At 68.2% G+C, this 26,566-nt stretch carries 23 protein-coding genes, 1 other RNA gene and 4 pseudogenes; 12 read left to right on the forward strand and 16 right to left on the reverse strand.

Annotation, left to right across the window (positions count from 1 at the left end):
* Positions 1-102: 102 nt before the first annotated feature.
* The gene (locus SNAS_RS24425) at positions 103-1,584 is read left to right on the forward strand and encodes an MFS transporter (RefSeq protein WP_013020151.1); all 1,482 of its coding nucleotides are present in this window, start codon (positions 103-105) and stop codon (positions 1,582-1,584) included.
* A gap of 45 nt (positions 1,585-1,629) precedes the next feature.
* Here the strand turns inward: SNAS_RS24425 and SNAS_RS24430 are convergent, their stop codons facing one another.
* Positions 1,630-2,541, reverse strand: a complete 912-nt coding sequence (locus SNAS_RS24430) for an EamA family transporter (RefSeq protein ID WP_013020152.1) — start codon at positions 2,539-2,541, stop codon at positions 1,630-1,632.
* A gap of 116 nt (positions 2,542-2,657) precedes the next feature.
* Between SNAS_RS24430 and SNAS_RS24435 the strand changes: the two genes are divergently transcribed.
* On the forward strand, positions 2,658-3,179 hold the full coding sequence (locus SNAS_RS24435; RefSeq protein WP_013020153.1) for a MarR family winged helix-turn-helix transcriptional regulator: 522 nt from the start codon (positions 2,658-2,660) through the stop codon (positions 3,177-3,179).
* A 123-nt stretch (positions 3,180-3,302) separates the two neighbouring features.
* Positions 3,303-3,776 (forward strand): peroxiredoxin, encoded by a 474-nt coding sequence (locus tag SNAS_RS24440; RefSeq protein WP_013020154.1) that lies wholly within the window; start codon positions 3,303-3,305, stop codon positions 3,774-3,776.
* Here SNAS_RS24440 and SNAS_RS24445 read toward each other — a convergent pair.
* Positions 3,773-4,396: an alpha/beta hydrolase gene (locus tag SNAS_RS24445; RefSeq protein WP_013020155.1), complete on the reverse strand. Its 624-nt coding sequence runs from the start codon at positions 4,394-4,396 to the stop codon at positions 3,773-3,775. The genes SNAS_RS24440 and SNAS_RS24445 overlap by 4 nt on opposite strands.
* Positions 4,393-5,760, reverse strand: coding sequence for a flavin-containing monooxygenase (locus SNAS_RS24450; protein WP_013020156.1), 1,368 nt, complete (start codon positions 5,758-5,760; stop codon positions 4,393-4,395). Before SNAS_RS24450 ends, SNAS_RS24445 begins: the two co-directional genes overlap by 4 nt.
* A 174-nt stretch (positions 5,761-5,934) precedes the next feature.
* Here SNAS_RS24450 and SNAS_RS24455 point away from each other — a divergent pair, with 174 nt between their 5' ends.
* The 3 genes from SNAS_RS24455 to SNAS_RS24465 all read left to right on the forward strand — a co-directional run bounded on the left by SNAS_RS24455 (position 5,935) and on the right by SNAS_RS24465 (position 8,067).
* Complete coding sequence (locus SNAS_RS24455) at positions 5,935-6,990, forward strand: sensor histidine kinase (protein WP_013020157.1); 1,056 nt, start codon at positions 5,935-5,937, stop codon at positions 6,988-6,990.
* 13 nt (positions 6,991-7,003) lie between these two features.
* On the forward strand, positions 7,004-7,669 hold the full coding sequence (locus SNAS_RS24460; RefSeq protein WP_041626800.1) for a response regulator: 666 nt from the start codon (positions 7,004-7,006) through the stop codon (positions 7,667-7,669).
* A gap of 116 nt (positions 7,670-7,785) precedes the next feature.
* The gene (locus SNAS_RS24465) at positions 7,786-8,067 is read left to right on the forward strand and encodes an SHOCT domain-containing protein (RefSeq protein WP_013020159.1); all 282 of its coding nucleotides are present in this window, start codon (positions 7,786-7,788) and stop codon (positions 8,065-8,067) included.
* A 14-nt stretch (positions 8,068-8,081) separates the two neighbouring features.
* Here the strand turns inward: SNAS_RS24465 and SNAS_RS24470 are convergent, their stop codons facing one another.
* From SNAS_RS24470 to SNAS_RS24480, 3 genes are all read right to left on the reverse strand, one after another.
* Entirely contained in the window at positions 8,082-9,302 is a 1,221-nt protein-coding gene (locus SNAS_RS24470) for an MFS transporter (protein ID WP_013020160.1), read from the reverse strand.
* A gap of 74 nt (positions 9,303-9,376) precedes the next feature.
* On the reverse strand, positions 9,377-9,700 hold the full coding sequence (locus SNAS_RS24475; protein ID WP_013020161.1) for a DUF3817 domain-containing protein: 324 nt from the start codon (positions 9,698-9,700) through the stop codon (positions 9,377-9,379).
* Between the two features lie 146 nt (positions 9,701-9,846).
* Entirely contained in the window at positions 9,847-11,097 is a 1,251-nt protein-coding gene (locus tag SNAS_RS24480) for a pyridoxal phosphate-dependent aminotransferase (protein ID WP_013020162.1), read from the reverse strand.
* 116 nt (positions 11,098-11,213) lie between these two features.
* Between SNAS_RS24480 and SNAS_RS37770 the strand changes: the two are divergent.
* Positions 11,214-12,044, forward strand: a pseudogene (locus tag SNAS_RS37770) (LysR family transcriptional regulator); the annotation flags it as partial.
* 72 nt (positions 12,045-12,116) lie between these two features.
* On the opposite strand, the gene SNAS_RS24485 reads toward SNAS_RS37770, so the two are convergent.
* Positions 12,117-13,121: an ROK family protein gene (locus SNAS_RS24485; protein WP_244409062.1), complete on the reverse strand. Its 1,005-nt coding sequence runs from the start codon at positions 13,119-13,121 to the stop codon at positions 12,117-12,119.
* Positions 13,122-13,160: 39 nt separating this feature from the next.
* Positions 13,161-13,370, reverse strand: a pseudogene (locus SNAS_RS37775) (winged helix-turn-helix domain-containing protein); the annotation flags it as partial.
* A 105-nt stretch (positions 13,371-13,475) separates the two neighbouring features.
* Here SNAS_RS37775 and SNAS_RS24490 point away from each other — a divergent pair.
* A complete protein-coding gene (locus SNAS_RS24490) occupies positions 13,476-14,846 on the forward strand; it encodes an MFS transporter (RefSeq protein WP_244409181.1) in 1,371 nt (456 codons plus the stop codon).
* Positions 14,847-15,039: 193 nt separating this feature from the next.
* Entirely contained in the window at positions 15,040-15,678 is a 639-nt protein-coding gene (locus SNAS_RS24495; protein ID WP_013020165.1) for a type III secretion system chaperone family protein, read from the forward strand.
* Positions 15,679-15,694: 16 nt separating this feature from the next.
* On the opposite strand, the gene SNAS_RS24500 is transcribed toward SNAS_RS24495, so the two are convergent.
* On the reverse strand, positions 15,695-17,455 hold the full coding sequence (locus tag SNAS_RS24500) for an NAD+ synthase (protein ID WP_013020166.1): 1,761 nt from the start codon (positions 17,453-17,455) through the stop codon (positions 15,695-15,697).
* A 62-nt stretch (positions 17,456-17,517) separates the two neighbouring features.
* Complete coding sequence (locus SNAS_RS24505) at positions 17,518-18,090, reverse strand: TIGR03086 family metal-binding protein (RefSeq protein ID WP_211207235.1); 573 nt, start codon at positions 18,088-18,090, stop codon at positions 17,518-17,520.
* A 62-nt stretch (positions 18,091-18,152) separates the two neighbouring features.
* Between SNAS_RS24505 and SNAS_RS36950 the strand changes: the two are divergent.
* A pseudogene (locus SNAS_RS36950) lies at positions 18,153-18,869 on the forward strand (DUF6597 domain-containing transcriptional factor); the annotation flags it as partial.
* 23 nt (positions 18,870-18,892) lie between these two features.
* Here SNAS_RS36950 and SNAS_RS37780 read toward each other — a convergent pair.
* The 5 genes from SNAS_RS37780 to SNAS_RS24530 all read right to left on the reverse strand — a co-directional run bounded on the left by SNAS_RS37780 (position 18,893) and on the right by SNAS_RS24530 (position 24,551).
* The gene (locus tag SNAS_RS37780; protein ID WP_013020168.1) at positions 18,893-19,966 is read right to left on the reverse strand and encodes a WD40/YVTN/BNR-like repeat-containing protein; all 1,074 of its coding nucleotides are present in this window, start codon (positions 19,964-19,966) and stop codon (positions 18,893-18,895) included.
* 79 nt (positions 19,967-20,045) lie between these two features.
* Positions 20,046-21,812, reverse strand: coding sequence for a phosphonate ABC transporter, permease protein PhnE (gene phnE, locus SNAS_RS24515; RefSeq protein ID WP_013020169.1), 1,767 nt, complete (start codon positions 21,810-21,812; stop codon positions 20,046-20,048).
* 7 nt (positions 21,813-21,819) lie between these two features.
* Positions 21,820-22,629 (reverse strand): phosphonate ABC transporter ATP-binding protein, encoded by an 810-nt coding sequence (phnC, locus tag SNAS_RS24520; protein ID WP_013020170.1) that lies wholly within the window; start codon positions 22,627-22,629, stop codon positions 21,820-21,822.
* Between the two features lie 32 nt (positions 22,630-22,661).
* Positions 22,662-23,606, reverse strand: a complete 945-nt coding sequence (locus SNAS_RS24525; RefSeq protein WP_013020171.1) for a phosphate/phosphite/phosphonate ABC transporter substrate-binding protein — start codon at positions 23,604-23,606, stop codon at positions 22,662-22,664.
* A gap of 186 nt (positions 23,607-23,792) precedes the next feature.
* Positions 23,793-24,551, reverse strand: coding sequence for a sulfite exporter TauE/SafE family protein (locus tag SNAS_RS24530; protein ID WP_013020172.1), 759 nt, complete (start codon positions 24,549-24,551; stop codon positions 23,793-23,795).
* Positions 24,552-24,580: 29 nt separating this feature from the next.
* Between SNAS_RS24530 and rnpB the strand changes: the two genes are divergently transcribed.
* Both rnpB and SNAS_RS24535 read left to right on the forward strand, forming a co-directional pair.
* Positions 24,581-24,969, forward strand: an RNA gene (rnpB, locus tag SNAS_RS33580) — RNase P RNA component class A.
* Positions 24,970-25,418: 449 nt separating this feature from the next.
* Positions 25,419-25,871 (forward strand): hypothetical protein, encoded by a 453-nt coding sequence (locus SNAS_RS24535; RefSeq protein ID WP_013020173.1) that lies wholly within the window; start codon positions 25,419-25,421, stop codon positions 25,869-25,871.
* A 469-nt stretch (positions 25,872-26,340) separates the two neighbouring features.
* On the opposite strand, the pseudogene SNAS_RS24540 reads toward SNAS_RS24535, so the two are convergent.
* Positions 26,341-26,520, reverse strand: a pseudogene (locus tag SNAS_RS24540) (AMP-dependent synthetase); the annotation flags it as partial.
* Between the last annotated feature and the right edge of the window lie 46 nt (positions 26,521-26,566).

The following is a 26,566-nucleotide window of genomic DNA, read 5'->3' on the forward strand; positions in this document are numbered from 1 at the left end:
TCCGCCTGGGTCACCGCGACCGTGGTGTCCGGTTCGAGGTTCGCCAATTCCCCGTCGCTGTGACGCGCGTGAATTAGATTCCACTCCACGGGGGTGGCGGACATGCAGGTCGCGACGGTGATGCCGCAACGGGTGCAGACATGGTGGGACGGGTTTTTGGCCAAGCGCGGCCGTCCGTTGACCACCGGCGACATCACGGTCGTCAAACCGCCGGAACTCAAGCGCGCCACCGCCGCCGCGTCGGTCGGAAACTGCATGGAGTGGTACGACTTCGGGGTCTTCAGCTACCTGACCGCGACGATCGGCGCCGTGTTCTACCCGTCCGGCAACCCGGTGGCCCAGCTGTTGGCCTCGTTCGCGACCTTCTCGGTGGCGTTTTTGGTGCGACCGCTGGGCGGCCTGTTCTTCGGCCCGCTGGGCGACCGTATCGGACGCACGAAGGTACTGGCGGCCACGATGGTCCTGATGGCCGTGGGCACCTTCGCCATCGGCTTCATCCCCTCCTACGCGAGCATCGGCATCGCGGCGCCGATCCTCCTGCTGCTGGCCCGGATGCTCCAGGGTTTCTCCACCGGCGGCGAATACGGCGGCGCCAGCACCTTCACCGCCGAGTACGCGCCCGACCGGCGGCGCGGCTACTTCTGCAGCTTCCTGGACTTCGGCACCTTCATCGGCTACGCGATCGGCTCGGGCGTCGTCACGCTCATGACCCTGGCGCTGTCGGAGACGGCGATGCTCAGCTGGGGCTGGCGGATCCCGTTCCTGGTGGCCGGACCACTGGGGCTGATCGGCCTGTACATCCGGCTGAAACTGGAGGACACCCCCGCGTACCAGCAGCAGGAGGAGGCCGTCGAGGCCGCCGAACCGCCGGTGGCGCATCCGATCCGCACCACGGTGCGCGACCACTGGCGGCCGCTTCTGGTGTGCATGGGACTAGTGCTGCTGTACAACGTCACCAACTACATGGTCACCGCGTACCTGCCGACCTATCTGACCCAGGAACTGGGACAGCGGGCGCACATCGCCGACATGTTCATCCTCGCGGCGATGGTGCTGGTCGTCGTGACCATCACCTTCATCGGACGCGCCAGCGATCGCTACGGCCGCAAGGTGACCTTCAACATCGGCGCGGTGGGGCTCGTCGTGCTGGCCCTCCCGTGCTTCTGGATGATGCGCGCCGGTGGCGTCGTGCTGCCACTGGCGGGGGTACTGGTGCTGGCGCTGCTGCTGGCGTTCTTCGCCGGAACCTCGGCCGCGACGCTGCCCGCGCTGTTCCCGACCCGGATCCGCTACACCGCCATGGCGGTGGGCTTCAACATCTCGGTCGCGGCCTTCGGCGGCACCACCCCGCTGGTCACCGAGGCGCTGGTGGCCTGGTCGGGCGACCTCATGGTTCCGGCGTACTACCTGATGGCGGCCGGGGCGATCGGGCTGATCGCGATCGCGTACCTGCCCGAGACGGCGGGCCTGCCGTTGGCAGGGGCACAGCCGCAGGTGGTCAGCTCCGGCGAGGCCCGGGAGCTGGTCATGGTGACCCGGGAGTACTTCACCCGGCTGCTGCCGCCCCGCCGCAAACTGGCGTAGCGGCGAGGGCCGCGCGGCTGTCACCGCGCGGCCCGGTCGGATGGGCTAGGACGCCTTCGCCAGTTCGGCTCGCGGCGTGGCCTGCGGGACGACGGCGGGCCGCCTCACCGAGGTGAGCTGTCCGGCGACGGTGGCGCCGAAGGCGACGACCATGCCCAGCAGTTGCAGCGGGGTCAGCGCCTCGCCCAGGACGATCCAGCCGACGGTCGCGGCGGTCAGCGGCGACAGCAGACCCAGGAAGCTCAACGGCGCCACCGACAGTCGCGAGATGCCCCGGAACCACAGCCAGTAGCCCAGCGCGGTGTTGACCAGGCCGAGGTAGACGTATCCGGCGACGTTGGTCAGGCTCAGCGCCGGAATGCCGCCCTCGATGATCAACGCGAACGGCAGCAGGAACAGGCCACCGGCCGTCAGCTGCCAGCCCGCCAGCGCCGCCGAACCGGCACCGGTCGGGGCGCCCCAGCGTTTGGTGAGGGTGGTCGCCACGGCCATGGACGTGGCGGCGGCCAGTCCGGCGATCATGCCCAGCGCGTCGAGTTTCGCGGCGGCGTTGAGCATGACCATCGCGACTCCGGCGACCCCGGCGATGCCCAGCAGCCAGGTCCGCAGCCGCACCTTCTGGTTGAGGATCAGGATCGTCATGCCCGCGGTCACCAGTGGACCGATGGCCGAGACCACGGCGGCGACGCCGCCGGGCAGCCGGTAGGCGGCGATGAACAGCAACGCGAAGAAGGCCGCGATGTTCAGGGCCCCGATGACGCTGGCCTTCCACCACCACGAGCCCTGGGGAAGCTTGCGGGCCAACACGACCAACAGCAGCCCGGCGGGCAGGGCGCGCAACAGCGCGGTCAGCAGCGGACGGCCGGGCGGCAGCAGTTCGGTCGTGACGATGTAGGTGGTGCCCCACATGACGGGAGCCAGGGCGGTGATGGCGATATCGCGCAGTTCGCGGTTCATGGCCGATCCTTTAGCTTTGGGGTGATTTACTTATATGCAAGTAGCTTAGTTGCAAGCTAATTAATGTCAAGCTACTATGCTGTGGTCTCAGTAACACCCAAAGGAGCTGACCGGTAATGGAGCCAGCACAATCACCGGCCGACGCGGTGGACGCGATCGTCGGGCAGTGGCGGCGGGAACGACCCGATCTCGACCTGGACTCGATGGCGATCTTCGGACGCATCCACCGGGTCTCGGAACTGTCCCGACGCCGCTTGAAGAGCGTGTTCGCGCCCTTCGGCATCGGTCTGAGCGAGTTCGACGTCGTGGCGACCCTGCGCCGCTCCGGAGAGCCGTTCGAGTTGAGCCCCAAGGAACTCAGCCGCACCCTGATGCTCACCTCCGGCGGCCTCACCGGACGACTGGACAAGCTGGAGCGAGCCGGGCTGATCGAACGCAGGCCCGACCCCAGCGACCGCCGGGGCCTGCGCATCCGGCTCACCGAGGCGGGCTGGCGGGCCGCCGACGAGGCGGTCACCGCCGAGATCGACGAACTGGCGCGGGTGCTCAGCAGCGCGCTGTCACCGGCCGAGGCGCGGACCCTCGGCGAACTGCTGCGAAAACTGCACGGCCCCTACGCCGGAGATTCGCTCGACTGACGGCGCGGCAGCGCTCGCCGCCCGGCACGGCGCGAGTGCTGCCGCGGCCGGGTCCGGCTGGGCCGACACGCCGTTGCGACCCGGGCGTAGGCTGACCGGCAACCCGTCGCCAGGAGGTCCAGCATGGCTGTCCGTCTCGTCAAAGGTGACAAGGTCGCCGACTTCGCGCTCCCCGATCAGACCGGCACCACCCGCAAACTCAGCGAGTTCCTCGCCGAGGGACCGGTCGTGCTGTTCTTCTACCCCGCCGCCATGACCCGCGGCTGCACCATGGAGAGCTGCCACTTCCGCGACCTCGCCACCGAGTTCGCCGAGGTCGGCGCCCAGCGGGTGGGCATCAGCCGCGACCCCGTGGACAAACAGCGCAAGTTCGCCGAGATGAACGACTTCGACTACCCGCTGCTGTCCGACCGCGAGGGCGCGATCGCCGAACAGTTCGGCATCAAGCGGTCGATTCCGCTGGGGCCGTTGAGCATCAAGCGCAAGACCTTCGTCATCGACGTGGACCACACCATCATGGACGTGTTCCACAGCGAGATCAACATGAACGGCCACGCCGACCAGGCGCTGGAGGTGCTCAGGCGGCGGGCGGGCTAGCCGACGGCGGCCTGCTTGTTCTCCAGCCAGTCCAGGATGGCGTCCAGCGGGGCCTGCCAGCCCGGGTCGTTCATGAAGTCGTGGCCGACGCCGGGGAACAGCAGCGGCGTCCCGCCGTAGGCGCGGGCCGCGGTCTCCAGGCTCTTGGCCGAGGTCTTGCGGTCGTCGGGGCTCCCGGCGACCAGGACCCGGGGCGAACCGACCGGGTCACCCGGGGCGGCCTTGACACCCTTGGGCGCCAACAGGACCGCCGCGGCGGCCGGGTAGCGGGCCAGCGCGTGCGCGACCAGTGCCGCGCCCTTGTCGTGCCCGATGAGGATGGCCTGCCGGGGCAGCTGTGCGGCGGTCTGCACCAGGTCGTGCACCATGGCCTGCCGTCCACCGGCCTCCTTGGGGGTGGAGCCCTGGCCCCGGACGCTGACGGCGTAGGCGCCGTGACCGCGCGAGGCGATGTGCGGCAGCCAGTGCTCGGTGAACGCCGCCGCGCCCCTGGCGTCGCCGGTGACGCACAGGACCGGCGCGGCCTGCTCCTCGGCCTCGGACAGCACCTGCGCCAGCTCGCGTTTGACCGGCGTCACCGGCAGCGCGCGATAACGCTGTCGCCACAGTTCCATGCTCATCGGGCACCGTCCGATTCCTTGTCAAGGGTCTCAATGATGCGAGCCACCGAGTCGAGGTAACGGTCGTGCGAGACCTCGAGCCGGTGCCGGTCGGAGTCGTTCATCTCCGCGTCCACGTAACGGTTTCCGGCCTCGGTGACGACCTGGCCGCGAAAGGCCTTGGCCCGTTCCGGGTCGGACACCCGCACGTGCAGCCACTTCGCGATGGCCACCGTCTGCCAGTGCACCAGCGGGAAGATGCCGACGTCGGCCTGCAACAGCCCCGCCACGAACAGCGTCTCCGACGCGGGCGAGAACATCTGCGCGAACAGTCGCGGGAAGCCGCCGGTCTCGCGTCCGGCGCCCAGCAGTTCGTCGTCGCAGAAGTCGTAGCGGGGACGGTAGCCGGTGGCCATGACGACGAGGTCGGGCTCGATGGTGGACTCGTCGGTGAACACCACCTTGCGACCGTCGAAGCGCGCGATGTCGGGTTTGGGCTCCAGGGCCCCGTGTCCGATGTGGTGCAGGATGTGGCTGTTGACGATGGGGTGCGACTGTCCGAAACGGTGGTCGGGGGCGGGCAGTCCGAACCGGACCGGGTCGCCGCCGATCTTCTTGATCGCGTACTCGGTCACCTTGCGCCGCAAGCCTTTGGGCAGCCACGACAGGCGCTGCGCGGTCTTGTCGGCGGGCAGTCCGAGCATGTACTTGGGCGTGTACCAGTAGCCGCGCCGGGTGGACTGCCAGGTCCGTTTGGCGGTGATCGCCGATTCGCCGGCGATGTCGCAGCCGGAGTTCCCGGCGCCGACGATCAGCACCTTCTTGCCGCGCAGCTGCGACGAGTCCTGGTAGGACACCGAGTGGATGATCTCGCCGCGATAGGCCTGCTGGCCGGGGTACTCCGGCAGGAACGGGTCCCAGTTGTGCCCGTTGGCGATGACGACGGCGGCGTAGCGCAGTCTGCGGGCGGCGCTGCCGGACATCGGTTTGACGACGACGTCGAAGCGGCCGCGTTCGGCGTTCTCGATGCGCTCGATCTCGCTGCCAAACCAGATGTGCTCGCGCAGTCCGAAGTGGTCGGCGTAGCTCTCCAGGTAGGACAGCACCTTGCTGTGGTGTGGATAGTCCGGCCAGTCGTCGGGCATCGGGAAGTCGGGGAACTCGGTCTGGGTCCGCGACGAGACCAAGTGGGTGTTGGCGTAGGTGGGGCTGCGGCGCTTCTTGATGTTCCAGGAGCCGCCGATCTCGGTCTCCTGCTCGTAACAGTCCACATTGAAGCCGTGTTCGCGCAGGTTCTTGACCGCCACCAGGCCCGCCATCCCGGCACCGATGACACACACCGCGTCCCCGCGATCGTATGCGGCGTCCACGCCGTACTCCGACATCGCAACACCTTCCACAACAACCGCGACAACTCGACGCGCCGCAGCGTACCGGTTTCCGTCGATGAACACCAGACCGCGTATGGCGTTTGTATGAACCCGCTACGCCGGACGTGGTAGACCGGGGCACTCCCCCAGGTGCACGCGGGATGATCACCCGCCGCATACGGTGGACGCATGCGACGCGACGACATCGACAGGAAAGGCCCCAAATGGTGGCCGTGGTGGCTGCTGCGGTTCCCGTGGATCCTGGTGCCGTTCCCGGTCGCGTTCATTCAGCTGATCGGGATCCGCGGCGCGGCCATGTGGGCCGAATGCGGCGGCGGCGAACACGGCTGGGGGCCGGGACGCGAGGAGTCGCCGCACTGCGACTGGCAGGACACGTCGGTGGATCCGGTGGCGTTCGTGCTGGCGCTGATCGGTCCGGTGGCGTTGTTCGCGGTGCGCGGCTTCCCGCGCACCGTGGTGGCGGTGTGCGCGCTCATCACCGCCGTGTACTACCCGCTCGGCCTCCCGCCCGGGCCGATCTACCTGTCGCTCATCGCGGCGCTGCTGGCCTGGCTGTTCAAGGTGCGCTCCGAGCGCAACGCCCAGGCGAAGGCGGCGCAGCGGGCGCAGGCCCAGCAGCGCGCGGGCGCGGAACGGCTGCGCATCGCCCAGGAGCTGCACGACGTGCTGGCGCACCACATCTCGCTCATCAACGTCCAGTCCGGAGTCGCGCTGCACCTGGTGGACGAGAAACCCGAACAGACCCGGGTGGCGCTGTCGGCGATCAAGGGCGCCAGCAAGGAGGCGCTGACGGCGCTGCGCGGGGCACTGGACGCGTTGCGCAGCACCGACGACGCGGCGCCCCGCTCCCCCACCGACGGCCTGGCCAAACTGGACGCGCTGGTCGACAGCGTCCGCAACGCCGGCATCGAGGTCGACGTGACCGTCACCGGGCAGCAGCGCGAACTCGACCCCGTTGTGGACCTGGCGGCGCTGCGCATCATCCAGGAGTCACTGACCAATGTGCTGCGACACTCCAACGCCCGGCACGTGCGGATCCGCATCGACCACGGCGACAGTCTGGACATCACGGTCGCCGACGACGGCGGCGGCGGCGTTCCCATCCCGGGCAACGGCCTGACGGGCATGAACGAGCGCGCCACCGCCGTCGGCGGCACCTGCACCGCCGGACCGGCCGCGGCGGGCGGCTTCGCGGTGCACGCGCGGCTGCCGGGCGTAGGTTAAACGCATGAGCGACGTGATCCGGGTACTGCTGGCCGACGACCAGGCACTGGTGCGCGCGGGTTTCCGGGCCCTGCTGGACTCCTGCGACGACATCTCGGTGGTCGGCGAGGCCAACGACGGCGAGGAGGCGTTCCGCCTCATCCGCGACATGGTTCCCGACGTGGTCCTGATGGACATCCGGATGCCGGGCCTGGACGGGCTCGCGGCCACCGCGAAGATCACCGCCGAGGCGTCGCTGACCAGCGTCCGCATCATCATCCTGACGACCTTCGACCTCGACGAGTACGTCTTCGAGGCGCTGCGCTCGGGCGCCAGCGGCTTCCTCGTCAAGGACACCGAACCGGTGGAACTGCTGCAGGCGGTGCGGGTGGTGGCGCGCGGCGACGCGCTGCTGTCGCCCGGCGTCACCCGACGGCTGGTCGCCGAGTTCGCGCAGCGCGCGAAGGAACCGGTGTCGGCCAAGAAACTGGAGCAGCTGACCGAACGCGAGCGCGAAGTGGTGGCGCTGGCCGGAACCGGCCTGTCCAATGAGGAGATCGGCGCGAAGCTGTTCCTCAGTCCCGCCACCGCCAAGACCCACATCAGCCGGGCCATGATCAAGCTCGGCGCCCGCGACCGGGCCCAGCTGGTGGTGTTCGCCTACGAGTCCGGCCTGGTGCGTCCGGGCTGGCTGGGGTGATCCCCCTACGCCTGTGGTGGTAGGTCGGCAGACTCCCGCCGTCCGATGCCGACCTGGGGTTTCGCGAGGAGTGTTGGTGGCACAAGACCGACACACCACACCGAAAGCCGGTAGCCATGAACACTTATCACGAAGCAGTCATGACCGTCGCCTCCCAGGACGGCCCGTGGAACCACGACGGACCGTGGCACCACGGCGGTGGCGGCCCCTGGTTCCTGCTGGTCCCGCTGTTCTGGATCGCCGTCGTCGTCGCGATCGTCGCGATCGTGCGACGCCGCAACGGACACTGGACCCGCAACCACGGCGCCGAGGGCGTGCTGCGGGAGCGTTTCGCCCGCGGCGAGATCCCCGAAGAGGAATACCGTCAGCGTCTGGAAGTGCTGCGCGCCAAGAAGTAACCCGATGGTTCGCGCTATCCCGGCCCCGCGCAAGCGGCGGTCGGGACCTTCGCGTGAGCGGCCCGGTGCTCGGCCCGCCAGTCCCGCCAGGCCAGCGGGCACAGCGCCAGGATCGCGATCGCCACCACCCCGAAGGCCGAGGACAGGCTCAGTCCGGCCACCAGCAACCCGATCAGCAGCCCGCCCACGCCGGTGCCGCCGTCGTAGGCGATGTTCCACACGATGCTGGCCAGCCCGTGCCCACCCGGCCCCGAGCGCCGGAACATCACCACCAGCGTGTCGTTCTGCAAGCCGCCGAACCCGGCCCCGTACACGGTGGCACCCACAATGGCCAGTCCGTCGAACCCGTAGAAGATCGCCACGGCCGTGACACCCATACCCACCGCCGCGACCGCCGCCGAGGGCAACAGCATCCGCCCCGGCCCCAACCGGTCCGACACCATCCCCGACACCCACCGAGCCCCGACCAGCCCCGCCGCCATGGTCAACAGCGCCACCGCCGCCGCGTCCGGCGAGGTCAGCGCCAACGGGATGAACGTGAACATGCCCCCCAGCGCACAGGCGACCGCCGTCATCACCGTGAAGGGCCCCGACATCGCCCACAACCGTTGCCGCACACCATCCCCGGACGCTTCATCGACCGGCGTGATGTCGTCGACCCGCTTCCCCGACTGCGCCCACATCGCCGGAGCCGCCAGGATCGCCGCCACCGCGGTGAACACGAACACCGTGTCGTACCCGATCCGCTCGGCCATCGACACGGCCAACGGCAGACTCCCGAACTGGCTCACCCCGATGGCCACCCCGTAGGCGGCGATGGCCCGCCCCCGCTGCACGGCGGGCACCAACTCCGCGGCCAGCGCGCTCCCGGCCACGGTCACCATCCCGAACCCGAACCCCCGCACTGCCGAGACGGCCAACACCCACGCCAGGTCCGTCGACAACAGATACCCGAACGTCGGCACCCCCAACAGCAACGCTCCCACCGCGAACAGGTGCCGCAACGCGAACCGCCGCAACAACCCGCCCATCCCCAACTGCAACGCCACGGTGGCGCCCATCATCGTGGCCGTGATCGCCCCGACCCCACTGGCGCTGGTCCCGGCATCGGCCGACCACAGGGGAACGACGGACAACAGCGCCATCACGTTCGTGAAGGCACCCAGGCTCGCGACCATCATCAGGATGAAGTCGCGCCCGGTCAATCCCAGCGGTTTGGCGACGGATGCGGACATCGCCCCACCCAATCAACGTTTTCCATGCAGACGCAAGCATCAGCCCCGGAATGTGACGAGGCTGACCGCTCCCCCTACACCCCCACGGGAACCCGCGTCTCCTTACGGGCCCGGAAATCCCGGGCCACCCACCGCTCGAACCCGATCGACGCCAGCGGCGGAATCGAGCACACCAACCCGGCCACGACCCGCTTCGCCGACCACGAGTACTGCCGCGCCAACACGAGCACGAACGTCACGTACCCCATGAACAGCACCCCGTGCACCGGCCCGAAGATCTTCACCCCGATCTCGTTGCCGCCGCCGTAGTGCTTGAAGTACATCCCGATCAACAAACCCACCCACGAAACGGCTTCGGCGATGGCAACGGCGATGAACAGGCGATATGGACCAGGCACCGGGGAAACTCCTTCTACGCAAAGTAAAACCTCGGCCCACTCTAGCGCGCCCCCACCATCCCCCGCCGCTACGGCGGGAGCGTCCGTCCGGCCGTTCACACGGTTGTGCCCTCGACCAGGGGATCGAGGGCACTGAGAACACCGTGTCAGCGAGTCAGGTCTTTGAGGACCTCGTCGAGTCGGTCCAGGGCTTTGGCGATCCACGGCAGCATCAGCGGGTAGGCCGAGCGCAACGCCGCCTCGCGTTGGGCGTCGGTCTGGCCGTAGAGCTGGCTGGTGGCCACGCGGAGTTTGAGTTCCTTGATGCCGTCGCCGAACGCGCTGCCCGGCAGGACCCCGACCGCGTAGCGGTCGAGGAGGAGTTCGCTGAGGTCGGCCCCGGTCTTGACCGACCACTTGGCCTCCAGGTGGGAGCGGTAGGGGGCCAGGTCCGGGTAGAGGTAGAAGCCGCCGTCGGGGACGGCGACCTCGGCTCCGGCCGCGCCGAAGTGGCCCGCGACCGCGCGGGCGACGGTGGCGTGGAGGCGGCGGGAGTCGGCGATGTGGTCGCGCAGTTCGGCCGGTTCGGTGTAGGCGTAGGCCGCCGCGTGCTGAACGGGGGCCGAGGGGCTGGACCAGATCTCGCTGGCGATGGTGAGCATGCGTTCGCGCAGTTCGTCGCCGAGCGCGGAGTCGGGTACGCGGGCCACGCCGATGCGCCAGCCGCCCAGGGCCAGCGATTTGGACAGGCCGGTGGTGATGATTGTGCGCTCGGGAGCGATGTCGGCCGGGCTGACGTAGGCGCGGCCCGCGTCGAAGACGAGGTCGCGGTAGATCTCGTCGGCGATGATGACCAGGTCGTACTCGCGGGCGATGTCGCAGGCCCGGTGGATGATCTCGGGTGCGGCCAGGGTTCCCGTCGGGTTGTCCGGCAGGGTCATGACCATGGCGCGCACGTCCCGGCCGATGGTGCGGGCGTGGTCCAGGTAGTCCTTGAGGCGCTGCGGGTCCGGGACGCCGCCGTCGCCGGGGATCGTGGGCACGTACAGGGGCGTGGCGCCGAGCATCTCGACCTGGGCGCCGTAGCTGACCCAGCTGGGCTGCGGCAGTACGACGTCGCCGCCGACCGCCATGAGCGCGGCGTACAGGAGCGGTTTGCTACCGGGCCCGGCGATCACCTGGGACGGTTCGGTGCGAAGGTCGCGGCGGCTCCAGTATCCGGCGGCGGCCTCGCGCAGTTGCGGCACGCCCGCCACCGAGCCGTAGCCGTTGCGTCCGGCGTATCGGGACAGTCGGTCGGTGAGACTGCGGTGGACGGGAAGACCCGCCTCGCCGAACCCCAGTGGAAGGACGTATTTCCCGGACTCTCGTTTGGCACGGATGGCTTCGTTGACGGCCAAGGTGGCTGAGACGGGCACCGAAAACTCCTGTTATATACGTTATGTGTACTTGTATTGGTGATCCTTACCCAGTGTTGAGCCGAATTAGCGTAAGCACAAGCGGAAGTTTCTGAGCGTAAGCATAAGATGGAGTAATGCTAGATCCGAGAAGACTGCGATTGCTCCATGAGTTCGCCATTCAGGGCAGCATCGCCGCCGCCGCCGATGCCTTGGGATACACGGCATCCGCCGTCTCACAACAGCTCGCCGCCCTGGAGAAGGAGGCCGGAGTGGCCCTTTTGGACCGTACTGCCCGTAGTGCCGTCCTCACCGAGAATGGTGAGCGACTTGTCTCACATATTGGTGGCATCCTCGCCGCGATCGAGGCCGCCGAGGCCGACCTGGCCGCCCAGGAGGCGATCCCCAGTGGACGGGTCGTGGTCGCCGCCTACCCGAGCGCGGCGGTCGCGTTGGCGCCGCCGGTGGCGCGGCGGTTGCGGCGGCACAGCGCCATCAGCCTGGAGTTGCGACAGGGCGAGGCCTCGCAGAGCCTCAACGAGGTGCGGTCCGGGGACATCGACATCGCCCTCGTCGACGACTGGACCGGCAGCCGCCGACCGAAACAGGCAGGGACCCTGTCTTTTCACTACCTGTGTCACGACCCGCTGGTGCTCGTGGTGCCGCGCGGGCATCAGTTGGCGGGGGCCGAGCAGGTGCACCTGTCGGAGTTGACCGACGAGACCTGGATCGCGGCGCTGGAGACCGAGCCGTCCCGGCTGGCCCTGGACCGGGTGCTGCGCACCGCCGGGGTCAGCGTGCCGATCCCGTGGCAGTTCGAGGGCACCGACACCATCCTGACCCTGGTGGCCCGAGGGCTGGGCATCTCGATCGTGCCCCGGATGGCCGTGGCCGACCGGCACTACCACGTGGAGGTGCTGGAGCTACCGCAGCCGCTGGTGGGGCGGGACGTCTACGCGGTGCACCGCACCGCCAGCGCCGAGCGCCCGGCGGTCGCGACGGTGCTGAAGCTGTTGAGCGACGCCGCCCAGCGCGCCTCGTTAGCCAGCGGCCTCGGCTCCCGACTCGGCCGCGGCTGCCGCCTCGGCCTCCTCGCCGTAGGCCGCCGCCAGCCGCGAGCTGCTGCCGAAGACGTCGTCGCGGGCGATGTGCAGCGCCGACAGCACCGCACCGGTCACCACGGGGTTGTCCGGCAGTGTGGACGGGACGATGTCGGTGACCGTCGCGTCCAGGGTGGACAGATGCGCGGCGACCCGGTCGGCCAGCACCGAGGCCCCGGCGCGTCCGATGTCGCCCGACATCACGATCAGCCCCGGGTCGACGACGGCGACCAGCCCCAGCGCCCCCAGCGCGATGCGGGCCGCGAGCGCGTCGACGAAGGAGGTGGAGGCCATGTCGTCGGCCTCGCAGGCGCGCGCGACCACCTCGGCGACCGGGCCGGTCTCGACGCCGTGGTCGGCGGCCAGCGCCAGCACCGCCTCGGAGGAGACCAGCGAGTGGAAGCCGCCGGAGGCGCGGCCCGGCGCGGGCAGGTGGGCGCCCGGCAGCGCCAGTTTGCCGACCTCGCCGGAGCCGCCGGAGGCGCCGTGCCGCAGCGCGCCGTCCAGGATCACCGAGGCGCCGACGCTGCGGTCCAGCCACAGCACCGCCAGGTCCCGGCGTCCGGCCCCGGCGCCGTGGTGCAGTTCGGCGGTCCCGGCCAGGTCGGCCTCGTTCTCGAAGGCGATCGGGACGTCGAGCGCGTCGATGAGGCCGGGCAGCAGTTCGGCGTCCCAGCCGGGGAACTCGTAGCCCGGCAGCAGTTCGGCGGTGTTCTGGTTGATGAAGCCGGGGGCGGCGACCACGACGGTGTGCAGCGCCGAGACCTCCCGGTCGAGTTTGCGGACCGCGTCGGCCACGGCGCGCCGGATCAGGGACGCCAGAGTGTGATCCGGGTTAATCGTGCGGCGGCTCTCAGCCACGATCGCGCCGCCCAGATCGGCCAGCGCGACGTGAATTGTGCCACCGCGCAGGTCCACACCGGCCACATGTACGTAATCGGCCACGAGACCGTACACTTTGGCGTTCGGTCCGCGACGCTTCTTTCCGGACTCGCCGACTTGCTTCACCAGACCACCCTCTTGCAGGCGTTCTATCAGATCCGCGATAGACGGTCGTGAAAGTCCTGTCAGTTCCCGCAACTGTGGAGCGCTCAGGCGTCCATGTTCGACGAGCAGATCGAGGGCGAGTCGATCGTTGATCGCGCGGGCCATCTGGGGGCTGGCCGGATTTCCAGTCATTTTCTCTCTTTTCATCAGGGAGCCTGCCTGTTATTTTTTAGTTGGTCGCCCACCCACTAATTGTCCGGCGGCAGGTCTTAAAGGAGGTCAGAGTTGAAGCACCGTCGTGCCTTGAACAGTGTGGCAGTCATCTTCGCCGTGCACGGCGCCGTGTCAGGGACGTTCGCCACCCGTGTGCCGTGGATCTCCGACCGCCTCCACCTCACCGCCGGGGCGCTGGGTCTGGCCTTGGTCTGCTCGGCCCTGGGTGCCGTCCTCATCATGCCGGTCGCCTCGCGACTGGTCGCCATGATCGGTCAGCGTCGCACCACGCGCGCCGCCGTCATCGCCTACGCCGCGACGCTCGCCGTGCCGGCCTTCATGCCCAATACCTACCTCCTGGGTCTGTCCCTGTGGGTGATGGGCGCGGCCGCGGGCATCTGCGACGTCGCGATGAAGTCACAGGCAAACGACGTGGAACGTCGGATGGGGCGCGCCGTCATGTCGCGACTGTACGGACTGTGGAGCCTCGGCGTCCTGGCGGGCGCCGGAATGGGCACCGCGGCGACCTTCGCCGGCCTCGACGCGCGGCTGCACTTCGTGTGGACCGCGGGCACGCTGCTGGTCATCGGCGGTGCCGCCTCCATCACCGTCCCGCGCGGCGTGTCGGCCCCGGTCGCCAAGGCGGCCCAGGCCCGGGCCCGCACCCGCATCGCCCGCCCCACCCGGGTGCTGGCGATCGCCGCGATCATCGGCGGCTGCGCCTCCTTCGCCGAGGCGACGGTGCACAGCTTCAGCGCCATCTACATCACCGAGGTGACCGGCGGCAGCGTCGGCGCCGGCTCGGTCGCGTTCGTCGGCTTCGTCGCCTCGATGGCGGTCGGACGACTGTCCGGCGACGCCCTGGTCAGCAAGTTCGGCCCGGTGCGGGTGGTGCAGACCGGCGGCCTGCTGGCCTTCGCGGGCACCGCGCTGTCGGTGGTGGCCTGGCACCCGGCCCCGGCGCTGCTGGCCTTCGCGATGGTCGGCCTGGGCATCGCCGCGATCGTCCCGGTCGCGCTCAGCGTGGGTTCCCGCGAGACCGAGACCCCGGGCCAGGGCATCACGATCGTGCTGGCCGCCGCGCAGCTGGGCTGCGTCGTCGCGCCGGGAACCATCGGCGCGGTGTCGGGCGCGCTGTCGCTGCCGGTGGCCTTCGCGGTCACCGCCGCGGTCATCATCCCGCTGGTGTTCGGCGCGACCGCGCTGCGGATCCGCGTCGCCGCCCCGGCCGCCGAACCGGTTGCCGAGGCCGTCGAGCCGGTGGCCGCGCCGATCGCGGCTCCGCTGATCGAGCTGGCCGAACCGGCCCGTCCCGGCGCCGCCGTCGGCATCGTCTCGATGTCCGCCATCGCGGCGGCTCGGCCGATCGGCTTCGACGACGCCACCGTCAAGCTGGCCGTGGCCCGGCGCGACACCGAGCCCGCCGAACTGATCCACACCGGCGAGATCCCGGTGGCAGTGGCGGCCTGATCCTCCCCTGGACGCGGGCGGACGAGTAGTTCGGCCGCCCGCACAGCGGCCACGGCCATGCCCAAGCCGTGGCCGCCCCAAGACCTGTCCTCGGGTGCACATGGTCCCCGGATTCCGGTTCCCCATCCGGAATCCGGGGACTTCTCATGCACTACTCTGTCGCGGCCAGAATCCTTACCCCCCGGAGATTCGCATGAACGACACCGTAGAAACCGTCTTCTTTTGCTTCGGCCTGCCCGTCCTTCTCATCGGGCTGGCCTACCTGATGATCTTCGAACCGATACGCCGCAGACGAAAGAAAGCGGTCTCAGCCGGGTCGGCCTGGGCGAAACGCCACGGCTGGCGGTACCAGAAGGCCGACAACGCGCTGGTCGGACGGTGGCAGGGGGAACCGTTCCGCAACCGCGGCGGCGCCGCCGACGTCCTCTATGGCGTCCATCGCGGACGCAACATCATGATGTTCACCTACGGCTATCACGAGGCCGGAGTGGTGACGCAGTCCGAGTCGTTCTACACGATCGTGGCCGTCGGTCTGGGCTCGCAGCGGCCGTGGCTCCAGCTCAAGCCGCGCGACGAACCGCGGTCACACCAGCTGTTCGACGTGTTCGACATCCAAAGCCAGGACAACCAGTACTCCAACCACGTGTTCCAGTCCGGGCTGGCCGACTGGCTGCTCAACGACCCGCGCTCCCGGCAGCAGCCGGTGCGGTTCGAGAACGCCGACCTGCTCAGCTGGTGGGGCGGGCCGATCGACTGCGACGAGGCCTTCGCCACGGCCGAGTTCCTGTGCGACCTCGCCGACCGGGTTCCCGACGCGGCCCGGCACCACTGACACCGTCCGGCGTGGACTACGCCCGCGAGTCGCCCTCGCGGAACCGGTTGGTGATCGGCAACCGCCGGTCGCGGCCGAAGGACTTGCCGGTGACCTTGGTTCCCGGCGCCGACTGGCGGCGCTTGTACTCGGCGATGTCGACCAACCGCAGAATCCGGTCCACTATGGCCGGGTCGTGTCCGGCGGCCACCAGGTCGTCGCGACCGGCGTCGCCGTCGACGTACCCGGCCAGGATCGCGTCCAGCACTTCGTAGGGCGGCAGCGAGTCCGTGTCGACCTGGTCGGGGCGCAGCTCGGCCGACGGCGGTTTGGTGATGATGTTGTCGGGGATCGGCGCCACCTCGCCCCGTCGCTTGGCCTCGGCGTTGCGCCACTTGGCCAGCTCGAACACCAGCGTCTTGGGGACGTCCTTGATCGGCGCGTAACCACCGACCGCGTCACCGTACAGTGTGGAGTAGCCGACGGCGTACTCGCTCTTGTTCCCCGCCGCCAGCACCAGGTGTCCATGCTGGTTCGACAGCGCCATCCAGATGACACCGCGCACCCGCGCCTGCAGGTTCTCCACCGCGACCCCCGACAGCGACAGCTGCGACAGGTAGGCGTCCACGATGGTCTGGATCGGTTCGACGAGGTAGTGCAGCCCGGTGCGCTGCGCCAGGTCGGCGGCGTCGTCGCGGGAGTGCTGCGAGGAGTACTGGCTCGGGTTGGACACGGCGTGCACCCGGTCCGGGCCCAGCGCGTCGACGGCCAGCGCCGCGACCACGGCCGAGTCGATGCCGCCCGACAGTCCGAACAGCACCGAGGCGAAGCCGTTCTTGTCCACATAGTCGCGAAGGCCGAGCGTCAGCGCGCCCCACACCTCGGCCAGGTCGGACAGCGGCTCGGTCTTGACCGGCGTGATCAGGTTGCGGCGCAACGGCAGTGAACCGCCGGAGATCTCGGTGTGGCGCACCGCCATCGCCGCGTCGGTCACCTCCGGTACGTCACCGGCGTCGTCGAAGGTCAGGTCGGCCAGCAGCAGTTCCTCGGTGAACCGGGGACCGCGCAGCACCAGTTCACCGTCGGCCTTGACGATCATGGTGTCGCCGTCGAAGACGAGTTCGTCCTGGCCGCCGATGACGTTGACGTAGGCGACGGTGGCGTTCGCCTCGGCGGCGCGCCGCTTCACCAGCGACAGCCGGGTGTCGTCCTTGTCGCGCTCGAACGGCGAGGCGTTGATGTTGACGACCAGCCCGACCCCGGCCTGCCGGGCCACCGCGAACGGTCCGCCGGGCTGCCAGATGTCCTCGCACACCGTCACCGCGACGTCCACACCGCCGACCCGCACCACCTCCAGCGTGTCGCCGGAGACGAAGTACCGGTCCTCGTCGAAGACGCCGTAGTTGGGCAGGTGGTGCTTGAAGTACCGGGTCACGACCCGGCCGGAGTGCAGGACGGCCAGCGCGTCGCGCGGTCCGACCCCGGGATCGGCGTCGGCGTCCATGCGCGCCGGGCCGTCGGCGTCCAGATAACCGACCACGACGACGATGCCGCCCAGCCCGGCCTCGGCCAGCTCACTCGCCAGCCGCTCCACCCGCTGTCGGCTGGCCCGCACGAACGACTCCCGGAACACCAGGTCCTCCACCGGGTACCCGGTCAGCATCATCTCGCCGAACGCCACCATGTGGGCCCCGGCCCTCTTGGCCCGCGCGGTCCACTCGACGACGGCGGCGGCGTTGCCGTCGAGGTCGCCGACGGTGGAGTTGGTCTGGGCCAGTGCGAGGCGAAGCGTGCGCATACGGCCATTGTCTCCATACGGCGCCCGGGTGTGCCGCCGGGCGCCGCGACAGTGGCGGGCCTCTAGTCGGGGCGGCGGCCGGTGACGCCGAGGATGCGGTGCAGCAGCGGCGCGTCGGCCGGTACCGCGACCTCGGGTCCGTAGACGCCCATCTGGCGTCCGGTCTCGGCGTTGGCGGCGACCTCGGCGAACGTGAACGCGAGCACGTCCTCGTCCCAGGTCGCCTGCTGTCCGGTCGCCTGGGCGAGGTCCCAGCCGTGGATGACCAGTTCGCCCAGTACCATGCCGCCGACCATGCTGGCCGGGATCTCGTGCGGGCCGCCCATGCTCGCGACCCCCTGCCAGGCCTCGGGCCGACTCCACGCGGCGACGGTGCGGTTCAGCTGTGCGACCAGATCACCGGACCAGTCGGCCGCGGTGAGGTCGACGTCCGCTTCGGACTCCGCCGGTGGCGGCACGGTCTCCTTGCGTCCGGCGGCTTCCAGGCTCGGCCCCCAGAACAGCATGTGGTTGACCAGTTTGCGGACGTCGTACTCGGCGCACGGCGTGGCGGCGTCGAGCTGGTCGGGTTTGATGTTGTCGACGATGGTCGCGAAGGGCTGATACGCCCGCGACACCAGTTTGTCTCCGTTCACTAGGCCACGGTAGGCGCGGCGAAGGCCGAACGCATTGAACAAAGACGACATATTCTCCACCCATGTCCCGGGACGAGCGCGAGCTGAACTGGCGGCGGTTCCAGCGGCACGACTTCCCGGAACCGTCGCCGGACCTGGCGCCGTACGTGACCCGGTACTGGATCGTGGACTGGGACTACGCCCGCCCGTACCGGCAGCTGATCGTCCCGTACCCGAAGGTGCAGCTGTCGTTCATCGGCGACACCGTCGAGGTGCACGGCGTGTCCAGCGGGCACGTGTTCAAGGAGCTCGACGGCCGCGGCCGGGTGTTCGGGGTGGAGTTCCAGGCGGGCTGTTTCCGTCCGTTCCTGGGCGCGCCGGTGCAGTCGATCACCGACCGGTCGATCCCGGCGACCGACGTCTTCGACGCGATCCCCGACACCGTCGACGTGTCCACGGTGGAGGCGATGCTGCGGGCCAACCTGCCCTCGCCACCGCCCGAGACGCCGCTGGCCGCGCGCATCGTCGAACGCATCGCCGCCGAACCGGCGATCACCCGCGCCGACGACCTGGCGCGCGAATACCGGATCACGCTGCGGCAGCTGCAACGCCAGTTCGCCGAGCACGTCGGCATCGGTCCCAAGTGGGTGATCCGCCGGTACCGGCTTCGCGAGGCGACCGAGCGGATGGCCACCGGCGAACGCGTCGACTGGGGTGCGCTGGCCGCCGAACTCGGCTTCGCCGACCAGGCGCACTTCACCCGCGACTTCACCAAGATGTTCGGTGAGACGCCGACGCGCTACGCCGAACGGTACTTAGGCGCTCAGCCCAGTTCCAACGTGGCGATACGGCCCTTGGGTCCCGACGCCCAGCAAGCGAACTTGGCGCACTCGACACTGTCGAAGGCGCCGTCGTCGAAGCGGTGCCAGTCGCGTCCGTTGTCGACGGTCAGGTCGCTGCCGGTCGGGCCGACGGTGATCGCGATCGAACCGGCCACATAGGCCACCGAGGAGCGGTACTGGCCCGGCTCCCCCGGCGACAGCGCGAAGTTCTCGACACCCTTGCGGGTGTAGGCGGCGGCGTCTTTCACCGCGTCGGGGGTGGTGTAGTCGCCGCCGACCAGGATCGCGCGTTTGGTGTCGCGGAACGCGGCGGCGTAGATGCCCGCCGACGGCCCGCTGGCCACCGGCGTGTCGTGGGCTTCCCAGCTCTGGCCCCGGTCGGGGGTGTGGATGACGCGCGCGGTCTCGCCGCCGCCGGTGACGAGGTAGCCGTTCCTCTTGTCGGCGGCGACCAGGCACTGTCCACTGGCGGCGAACGCGAACTCGCCCGCAAGGGCTTCGGGCGACCGCTCGGGCGGCAGCATGTCCCAGCTGTGGCCGCCGTCGTCGGTGGTGATGAAGCGGATCCGGCCGTCGACAGGGTCGCTCATGGCGACACCGTGTTTGGCGTCGAAGAAGGCCATGCAGTCGTAGAACGCCTTGGGTTCGGCGTTGGTGAACGAGTTGTGCCAGCTGTCGCCGCCGTCGTCGGTGACGTACACCCGCGACGCCTCGCCCTCCCCGATCGACAGCGCGACGGCGTGTTCGTCGTCGTAGGCCTCGATGTCCCGGAACTCCAGGCCCTCGGCCCCGGCCGGGGAGACGTTGTCCCAGCTGTCACCGCCGTCGGTGGTGCGCAGCACCGTGCCCTTGGTTCCGGCGACCCAGGCGGTGTCGTCGTCGACGGCCGCCAGGCCCCGGAACTGGTTGTCGACCCCGGTGTCGGTCAGCTGCCAGCTGAGGTTCGAGGCTTTGAATCCGTCGTGGGCGTGGGCGGGGGTGGCCAGGGTGATCGCGGCGAGGCTCGCGGTCGCGACACACACGGGCAGTACGTGTCGCTTCAGGACTCGGTTCATGCCGACACCGTATCAACAGCGGCACACATGTGGATATGTCTGTGGACTGGACGCGGCTCGCGCGCGACCGGTCCGACGATCAGGCGGCGCCGCCGCTCTTGGCCCCGGCGGTGCGCCGCAGCCACATCGCGATCAGTTCGATGGTCATGACGACACCGAAGATCATCAGCGTGATCGTCGTGACCGTTTCGAACTCGCGCACCCGGGAGGCCTGCAACAGGTAGTAGCCGATACCACCGCTGCCGACGATGCCCAGGATCGTGGCGGCGCGGAAGTTGACGTCCAGCTGGTACAGGATGTGGCCGATGAACGCGGGCAGGGCCTGCGGCAGTGTCGCCGCGAAGAACACCCGCACCCGCGAGGCACCGGTGGCGCGCAGCGCCTGTTCGACGCCGGGATCGACCTCCTCGAGCGAGTCGGCGACCAGCTTGCCCAGCAGACCGATCGCGCCGATGGCCAAGGCGAAGGCGCCCGCCACCGTTCCCAGTCCGACGATGATGACGAACAGGATGGCCAGCACCAGTTCGGGAACGCCTCGCACACACACGATGAAGATCCGGAAGATCTTGGCGATCACCGAGTTGGGGGCGACGTTGCGCGCGGCCAGGCAGCCGACCGGCAGCGCGAGCACCAGGCCTATGACCAGGGCGGCCATCGCGATGACGAAGGTCTCGAACAACGAGAACCACAGTTCCGACATCGCGACCCCGCCGGTTCCCGGCGGCCACAGTCGCGACATGGTGTCGATGAAGCCGACGCCACCGCCGATCCCGGTGAAGTCGACGACCACATAGACCACCGAGACTCCCGCGATCGCGAGGCCCAACAGCATGTACGTGAACCGGCGGATCCGCCGGAACGTCCACGGTGGTGAGATGCGTTGGGAAGCCACGGCCACGGCGCCCCGCGGCGCGGGGACCTTGACCTCCTCCTTCGGCCTGCGGCCGGTCAGCTTGCGCCCGATCCACCGGAACAGCCGGACGAAACCGAAACGCGAGGGCTCTGCCCCGGCGGGACCCAGCAGCATCTTGCGCACGGCGCCGGAGATCAGCTCCATGATGATGATGAGGACCAGGATGATCAGTGCCAGCGCCAGCGCGCGCCGGTACTGGAGGCTTTCGACGGCGTCCTTGATCTCCTTGCCGATGCCCGCGACGCCGACGTAACCCAGCAGCACCGAGATGCGCAGGTTGATGTCGAGGCGGTGCATGGCGGTGGCGACGAACGCGGGCAGCACCTGCGGCAGCACGCCGCCGATGAGCTGCTGTCGACGGGTGGCGCCCGCCGCCCGCAGCGCGGTACGGGGCCCCTCGTCGATCTGCTCGATCGCGTCGCCGTACATCTTGCCGATCATGCCGATGGAGTGCAGGCCCATGGCCAGCACGCCCGGCAGGATGCCCAGCCCGAAGATGCGCACGAAGATGATGGCCAGGACGATGTCGGGGATGGCGCGGGCCACGACGATGACGCCCCGAGATCCCAGCCGGGCGGCGATGTTGGGCGAGGTGTTGGCGGCGGCCCAGAACGCCAGCGGCGCACTGAGCACCATGGACAGCAGCGTCGCCGAGATGACGATCGCCAGCGTCTGTGCGATCAGGACCGCGGTCTCCCCCAGCGGCGGGAAGGACAGCGGGGTGGCCCGGGAGACGAATTCGATGCCGTTGCTGACGCTGTCGGCAAGGGTGGCGAAGTTGATGCCCAGATAGTTCAGCGACCACAGGCCGAACACCAACAGGACACCGACCACAATGGTGGCCAGGATCGTGTTGAGCCGCAACGGCGCCAACGTGCGCCTGCTCGGTACGGGCGCGGGTGCCTTCGGTGGTGCTTCCAGTTGTGTCGACATCGCCCGGTTACTCGTCCCCCGCCGCGCTGGCGACGGTCTCGGCACCGACCCGGGCGTAGATCGACATCGCGTCGGACAGGTCGATGTCGGCGACCGGAGTGTCCATGACGACCTGTCCACTGTGCAGGCCGATGATCCGGTCACCCCAGGCCAGCGCCAGTTCGACCTGGTGCAGGCTGCACAGGACGGTCAGCTGGTCCTCGGCGGCCACCTTCTTGATCAGCTGCATGACCTGGTGCGAGGACTCCGGGTCCAGTGAGGCCACCGGCTCGTCGGCCAGCAGCACCTCGGGGCGTTGCAGCATCGCCCGCGCGATCGCTACCCGCTGCTGCTGTCCGCCCGACAGGGTGTCGGCGCGCTGGAAGGCGCGGTCGGCCAAGCCCACCCGGTCCAGCTGCTCCAGCGCGTCCAGCCGCACCTGCTTGGGATAGGTCGGCAGGCCCAGTCGCGGGCCCTTCAGCCGTCCCAGCGCCCCGGTGCAGACGTTCTCCAGCACGGTGAGCGTCGGCACCAGGTGGAACTGCTGGAACACGAAACCGACCCGGCGCCGCAGTTTGCGCAGCTCGCGGGGTCGGGCAGCGGTCACGTTGACCCCCAGCACCTCCACCTCACCGCTGGAGGGCAGGTGGAGTCCGTCCACATGACGCAGCAGGGTGGACTTGCCGGACCCCGAAAGGCCCAGCAACACGACCACCTCGCCGAAACCGGCCGAGAAGCTCACCTCGTCCAACGCGGTGACATCCGGCGCGAAGACCTTGGTGACGTTGTTGAATCTGATCGCCTCGTCGCCAGTGGCGAGGTGGTCGTTGCTGTTCACTGTCGTCCTTTTGGAGTGCGGGTCGCGGAGCGTTACTCGATCTTTTCGCAGGCGTCGATCTTGGTCTCTTCACAGACCTCGGTCAGCGAGTCGTAGTAGCTTTCCTCGACCGGCTCCCAGCCGAAGATCCGCTGGTCGGTCAGGTCGCACTTGCCCTTCTCGCAGAAGCCTTCCTTGACCAGGTAGTCCTGGTTGGCCTTGGTCTCGAAGACCTTCTTGATCTTGTCCTTGAGGCCCTTCTCCAGGCCGTTGTAGACGGTGATCGGCGGCTCGGCGATGGTGTCGGACTTCCACACGACCTTCAGGTCGCCCTTCTTGATGTCGCCCTTCTCGATGAGGGTCTCATCCACCATACTGTCCAGTGCGAAACCGGCCTCGCACTCCTTCTTCGAGACGGCGATGGCGGAGGCGTCGTGGCCACCGGCCATGACCGGCTCCCAGTCGTCCTTCTTGACGCCCGCCTTCATCAGGCCCGCCACCGGGTACAGGTAACCGGAGGTGGACGACTCGTCGACGAAGCACAGCTTCTTGCCCGCGAAGTCCTTGATGTCCTTGATCTTCGAGCCCTTGGGGACGATGCCGTAGGCCTGGTAACCCGGCTCGGCACCCTTCGCCTTCACCATGGCGCCCAGGACATCGATGTCCGATCCGTTCTGCAGCGCCTGGTAGTAGGCCAGGGCCCCGTACTGCGCGATGTGGATCTTGCCGTTGCGCTGCCCCTCGATGACGGCCGCGTAACTGGTGGAGGGCTTGAACTTGACCTTCATGTCAAGTTCCTTCTCCAGCATCTTGACGACCGGCTCGTAGGTGTTGGACAGGTCGGTGCCCTCCTCGGCGGGCACACCGCTGATCACCAGTTCGTCCGGGGTTTCACCCTTGCCGTCCTTGTCGCCGACGGCGCTCTCACCGCATGCCGACAGGCCCAGGACGGCGATCGCGCCCAACGCTGAAAGCCTGAGCAATAGACCTTTTCTCATGGGGACTCCTTCAGTCCACTGGAAACATGACCGGTTTGCTGAAATTGGGGCGAGCGGCCAACTTGTGACCACGGTAATGACCGTGTCAAGGCGAGTCGGACACTACCAAATGTTTACATGAACACAGAGTTAACGTTCGGGGCATGATCCATCGGTCGCGTTTTCATAAAGATTCGGCGAACGACGTCACTTAAACAGGTAGAGATAGACACCTATCACCAAGCCGAACGTGACGATGGCGGCACGCAGAACCTTCTGCGGCATCCGCCTCGCCAACCTCGCCCCCAGATAACCTCCCACCAAACTCGACGGCGCCACGATCGCCACCGCCAACCAGTTCACCGGCGCGAAGGCCGAGAAGATCCCGATCGTCACCAACCCCACCATCGCCGACACCGTGTTCTTCAACGCCAGAATCCGAGCCAGCGTCCCCTCCACCACCAACGCCAGACACGCCACCAACATGACGCCCAACGCCGCCCCGAAATACCCCCCGTACACACAACCCAGGCCGGTCATGACCTGAAGGCTCAGGTTACGACGCCAAGATGCCATCTTGTGCGGATGACCCACCAACGACCGCACCCGATCCTGAAACAACAACGTCAACGAAGCACCCACCACCAAGAACGGCACCACCGCCTCGAACGTCGACGCCGGAGTCAGCAACAACAACGCACTCCCGGCCGCGGTCCCCACCACGGTCACCGGCACCAAGGCCAACACCCGCCCCCGATACCCACCCAAATCCGAGCGACTGGCCCACATAGCCGCCAAATACCCGGGACACACCGAGATCGAATTGGTGACATTCGCACTCACGGGGGGCAACCCCACGGTCACCAACGCGGGAAACGTCAACAACGACCCACCACCCGCCAACGAGTTGACCCCACCGGCGGCCAACCCGGCGGCCAGCAACAGACACACCTGACCCACATCCATCCGGCCGAGCCTATGATCAACACCGCGGATGAGTCAGCCAGGTGGCCGCGAGTGTCGCAACCGACACTCGAGGAACGTCCGGACTCCGCAGGGCAGGGTGATTGCTAACGGCAACCCGGGGCGACCCGCGGGAAAGTGCCACAGAAAACAGACCGCCCGCAAGGGTAAGGGTGAAACGGTGGTGTAAGAGACCACCAGCGCCCCCGGCGACGGGGACGGCTCGGTAAACCCCACCCGGAGCAAGGTCAAGAGGAGCCCTGACGGGCTCTGCGCGAACGTCCGAGGGCGGCCCGCCCGAGTTCGCGGGTAGACCGCTGGAGCACGTCGGCAACGGCGCGCCTAGATGGATGGCCACCGGCCGGGACAATGCCGCAAGGCGTCCCGGTCACAGAATCCGGCGTACCGGCTGACTCATCCGCACTCCATGCCTGGCAGGGGTCCATATGGGCACCTACCAGGCATTTCAAACACGCGTTCTGAGTGTTGTTCGGTGATTTTGGGGCTCTTCGGGCGGCCCCCACACGTCCCGACGGCCCCAGCGCGGCCCGGGAATTCCACAATAAATAGTCCCTTAAGGTCGATATCCCTCCACCACACACTTCCCCGCCCACTCCAATACCCCGTCTCGAAACCGCGAGCAGCGCTCTCGGCCCCGAATGCGCATCAGCCGCGGATACGCCGACCCGAAATCACGACTCCAGCTTTTACTACGCAACTGGCAACCAGGTAGGACTAACGCTTAGTGTCCGTTCTCGGTTGAGTTGGCGGTTTCGCCAGGTGGGGCCGTTCGGTTGAGTGCGTCCACAATGATCGCGTCCATAGTTGTCGTGCACCACACCAAGCCGAACCACGCCTTTTGGAGGGTAAATGCGATTCACGGTCAAGAAGGTTCTTAGTGCGGCAGTCCTGGTAGCGGTGACTGGGGGAGCGCTCGCGTTCAGCGGCGCGTCCGCGGTCGCGCAGCAAGACGGCACCAGTCGCATCAACGACAGTTTCGAGACAGTGACCACCGACCGCGGCGGTGTCGTGGTATTCGAAGATTACGGGCCCGGCGCGCCAGGCGGCGGGGGAAACGATGACTACGTGCAGATCGGTGACGAAGGGGATGACGGTTACGGTGTGCGCGCATATGCCTGGGTCAACGGGAACTACAAGGGCGTGAAGTACTTCGGCAAAGGCTATCTGGAGTACACCATTTGGGACCCGTTCGGCAACGTGAAAGCGGGCCAGCGGGTCAAGATCAAGGTCTGCCTCGCCCGCTGGTCCGGAGCCCCTAACGAGAACTGCGGCTCCAAAACGCGCACGATCACCGACGGATAAGCCCAAGAACCCAAGCGCGAAAAGTGGCCCGGCAACCACCGGGCCACTTTCATACCGTAAATGCCACATCAAACGAGAAAACCCACCAGCGAACTTCTCACCGAATCTGGCAACACCCAGGCACCACAGATCCAACCGGAATCCATGATCACTGAGAACGGACACTTAGGATGGCTTGAATCCGGAGTGACGACAACTGCCGTGGCCGTCCTTACGGCCGTATGGTGCTCCTTCGTCGCGTCGCGAGCACTGCACTCGACCCCAGCGCGACTCACCTCACGTGCGGCTTTTTCTCGCCATGCTCGTCGCGCGGCCTCTGGATTCGGGAGCCGAGTCACCCGACGTGGTGGCGGATGCGTCAAGAGAATTCCTTGCCACTTTGAGAATGTCGCGTGCCCGCCGGACCGTTTTCGCGACGTGAAGCTGATCGGTCAGAGCGAATCATTGTGTCGGGCCTTCGCGGCCTGGTTCACCGTTTGAGTTCGGGAAAGTGGTCGTCGCGCCATTCGCCGTTGGCCCCTGAGTCGTTGCCCAGTTGTTCTTCACGGGAACGCAGCTCGACGCGACGGATCTTGCCGGAGATCGTCTTGGGCAGCTCGCGGAACTCGATGCGACGGACGCGTTGGTACGGCGCGAAGTTCTCGCGAGCCACCACCCCTGCCAACGAACCGGTGAATAAGCGAATCAATCACGCC

The sequence above is a fragment of the Stackebrandtia nassauensis DSM 44728 genome, from assembly GCF_000024545.1.
Lineage (GTDB): Bacteria > Actinomycetota > Actinomycetes > Mycobacteriales > Micromonosporaceae > Stackebrandtia > Stackebrandtia nassauensis.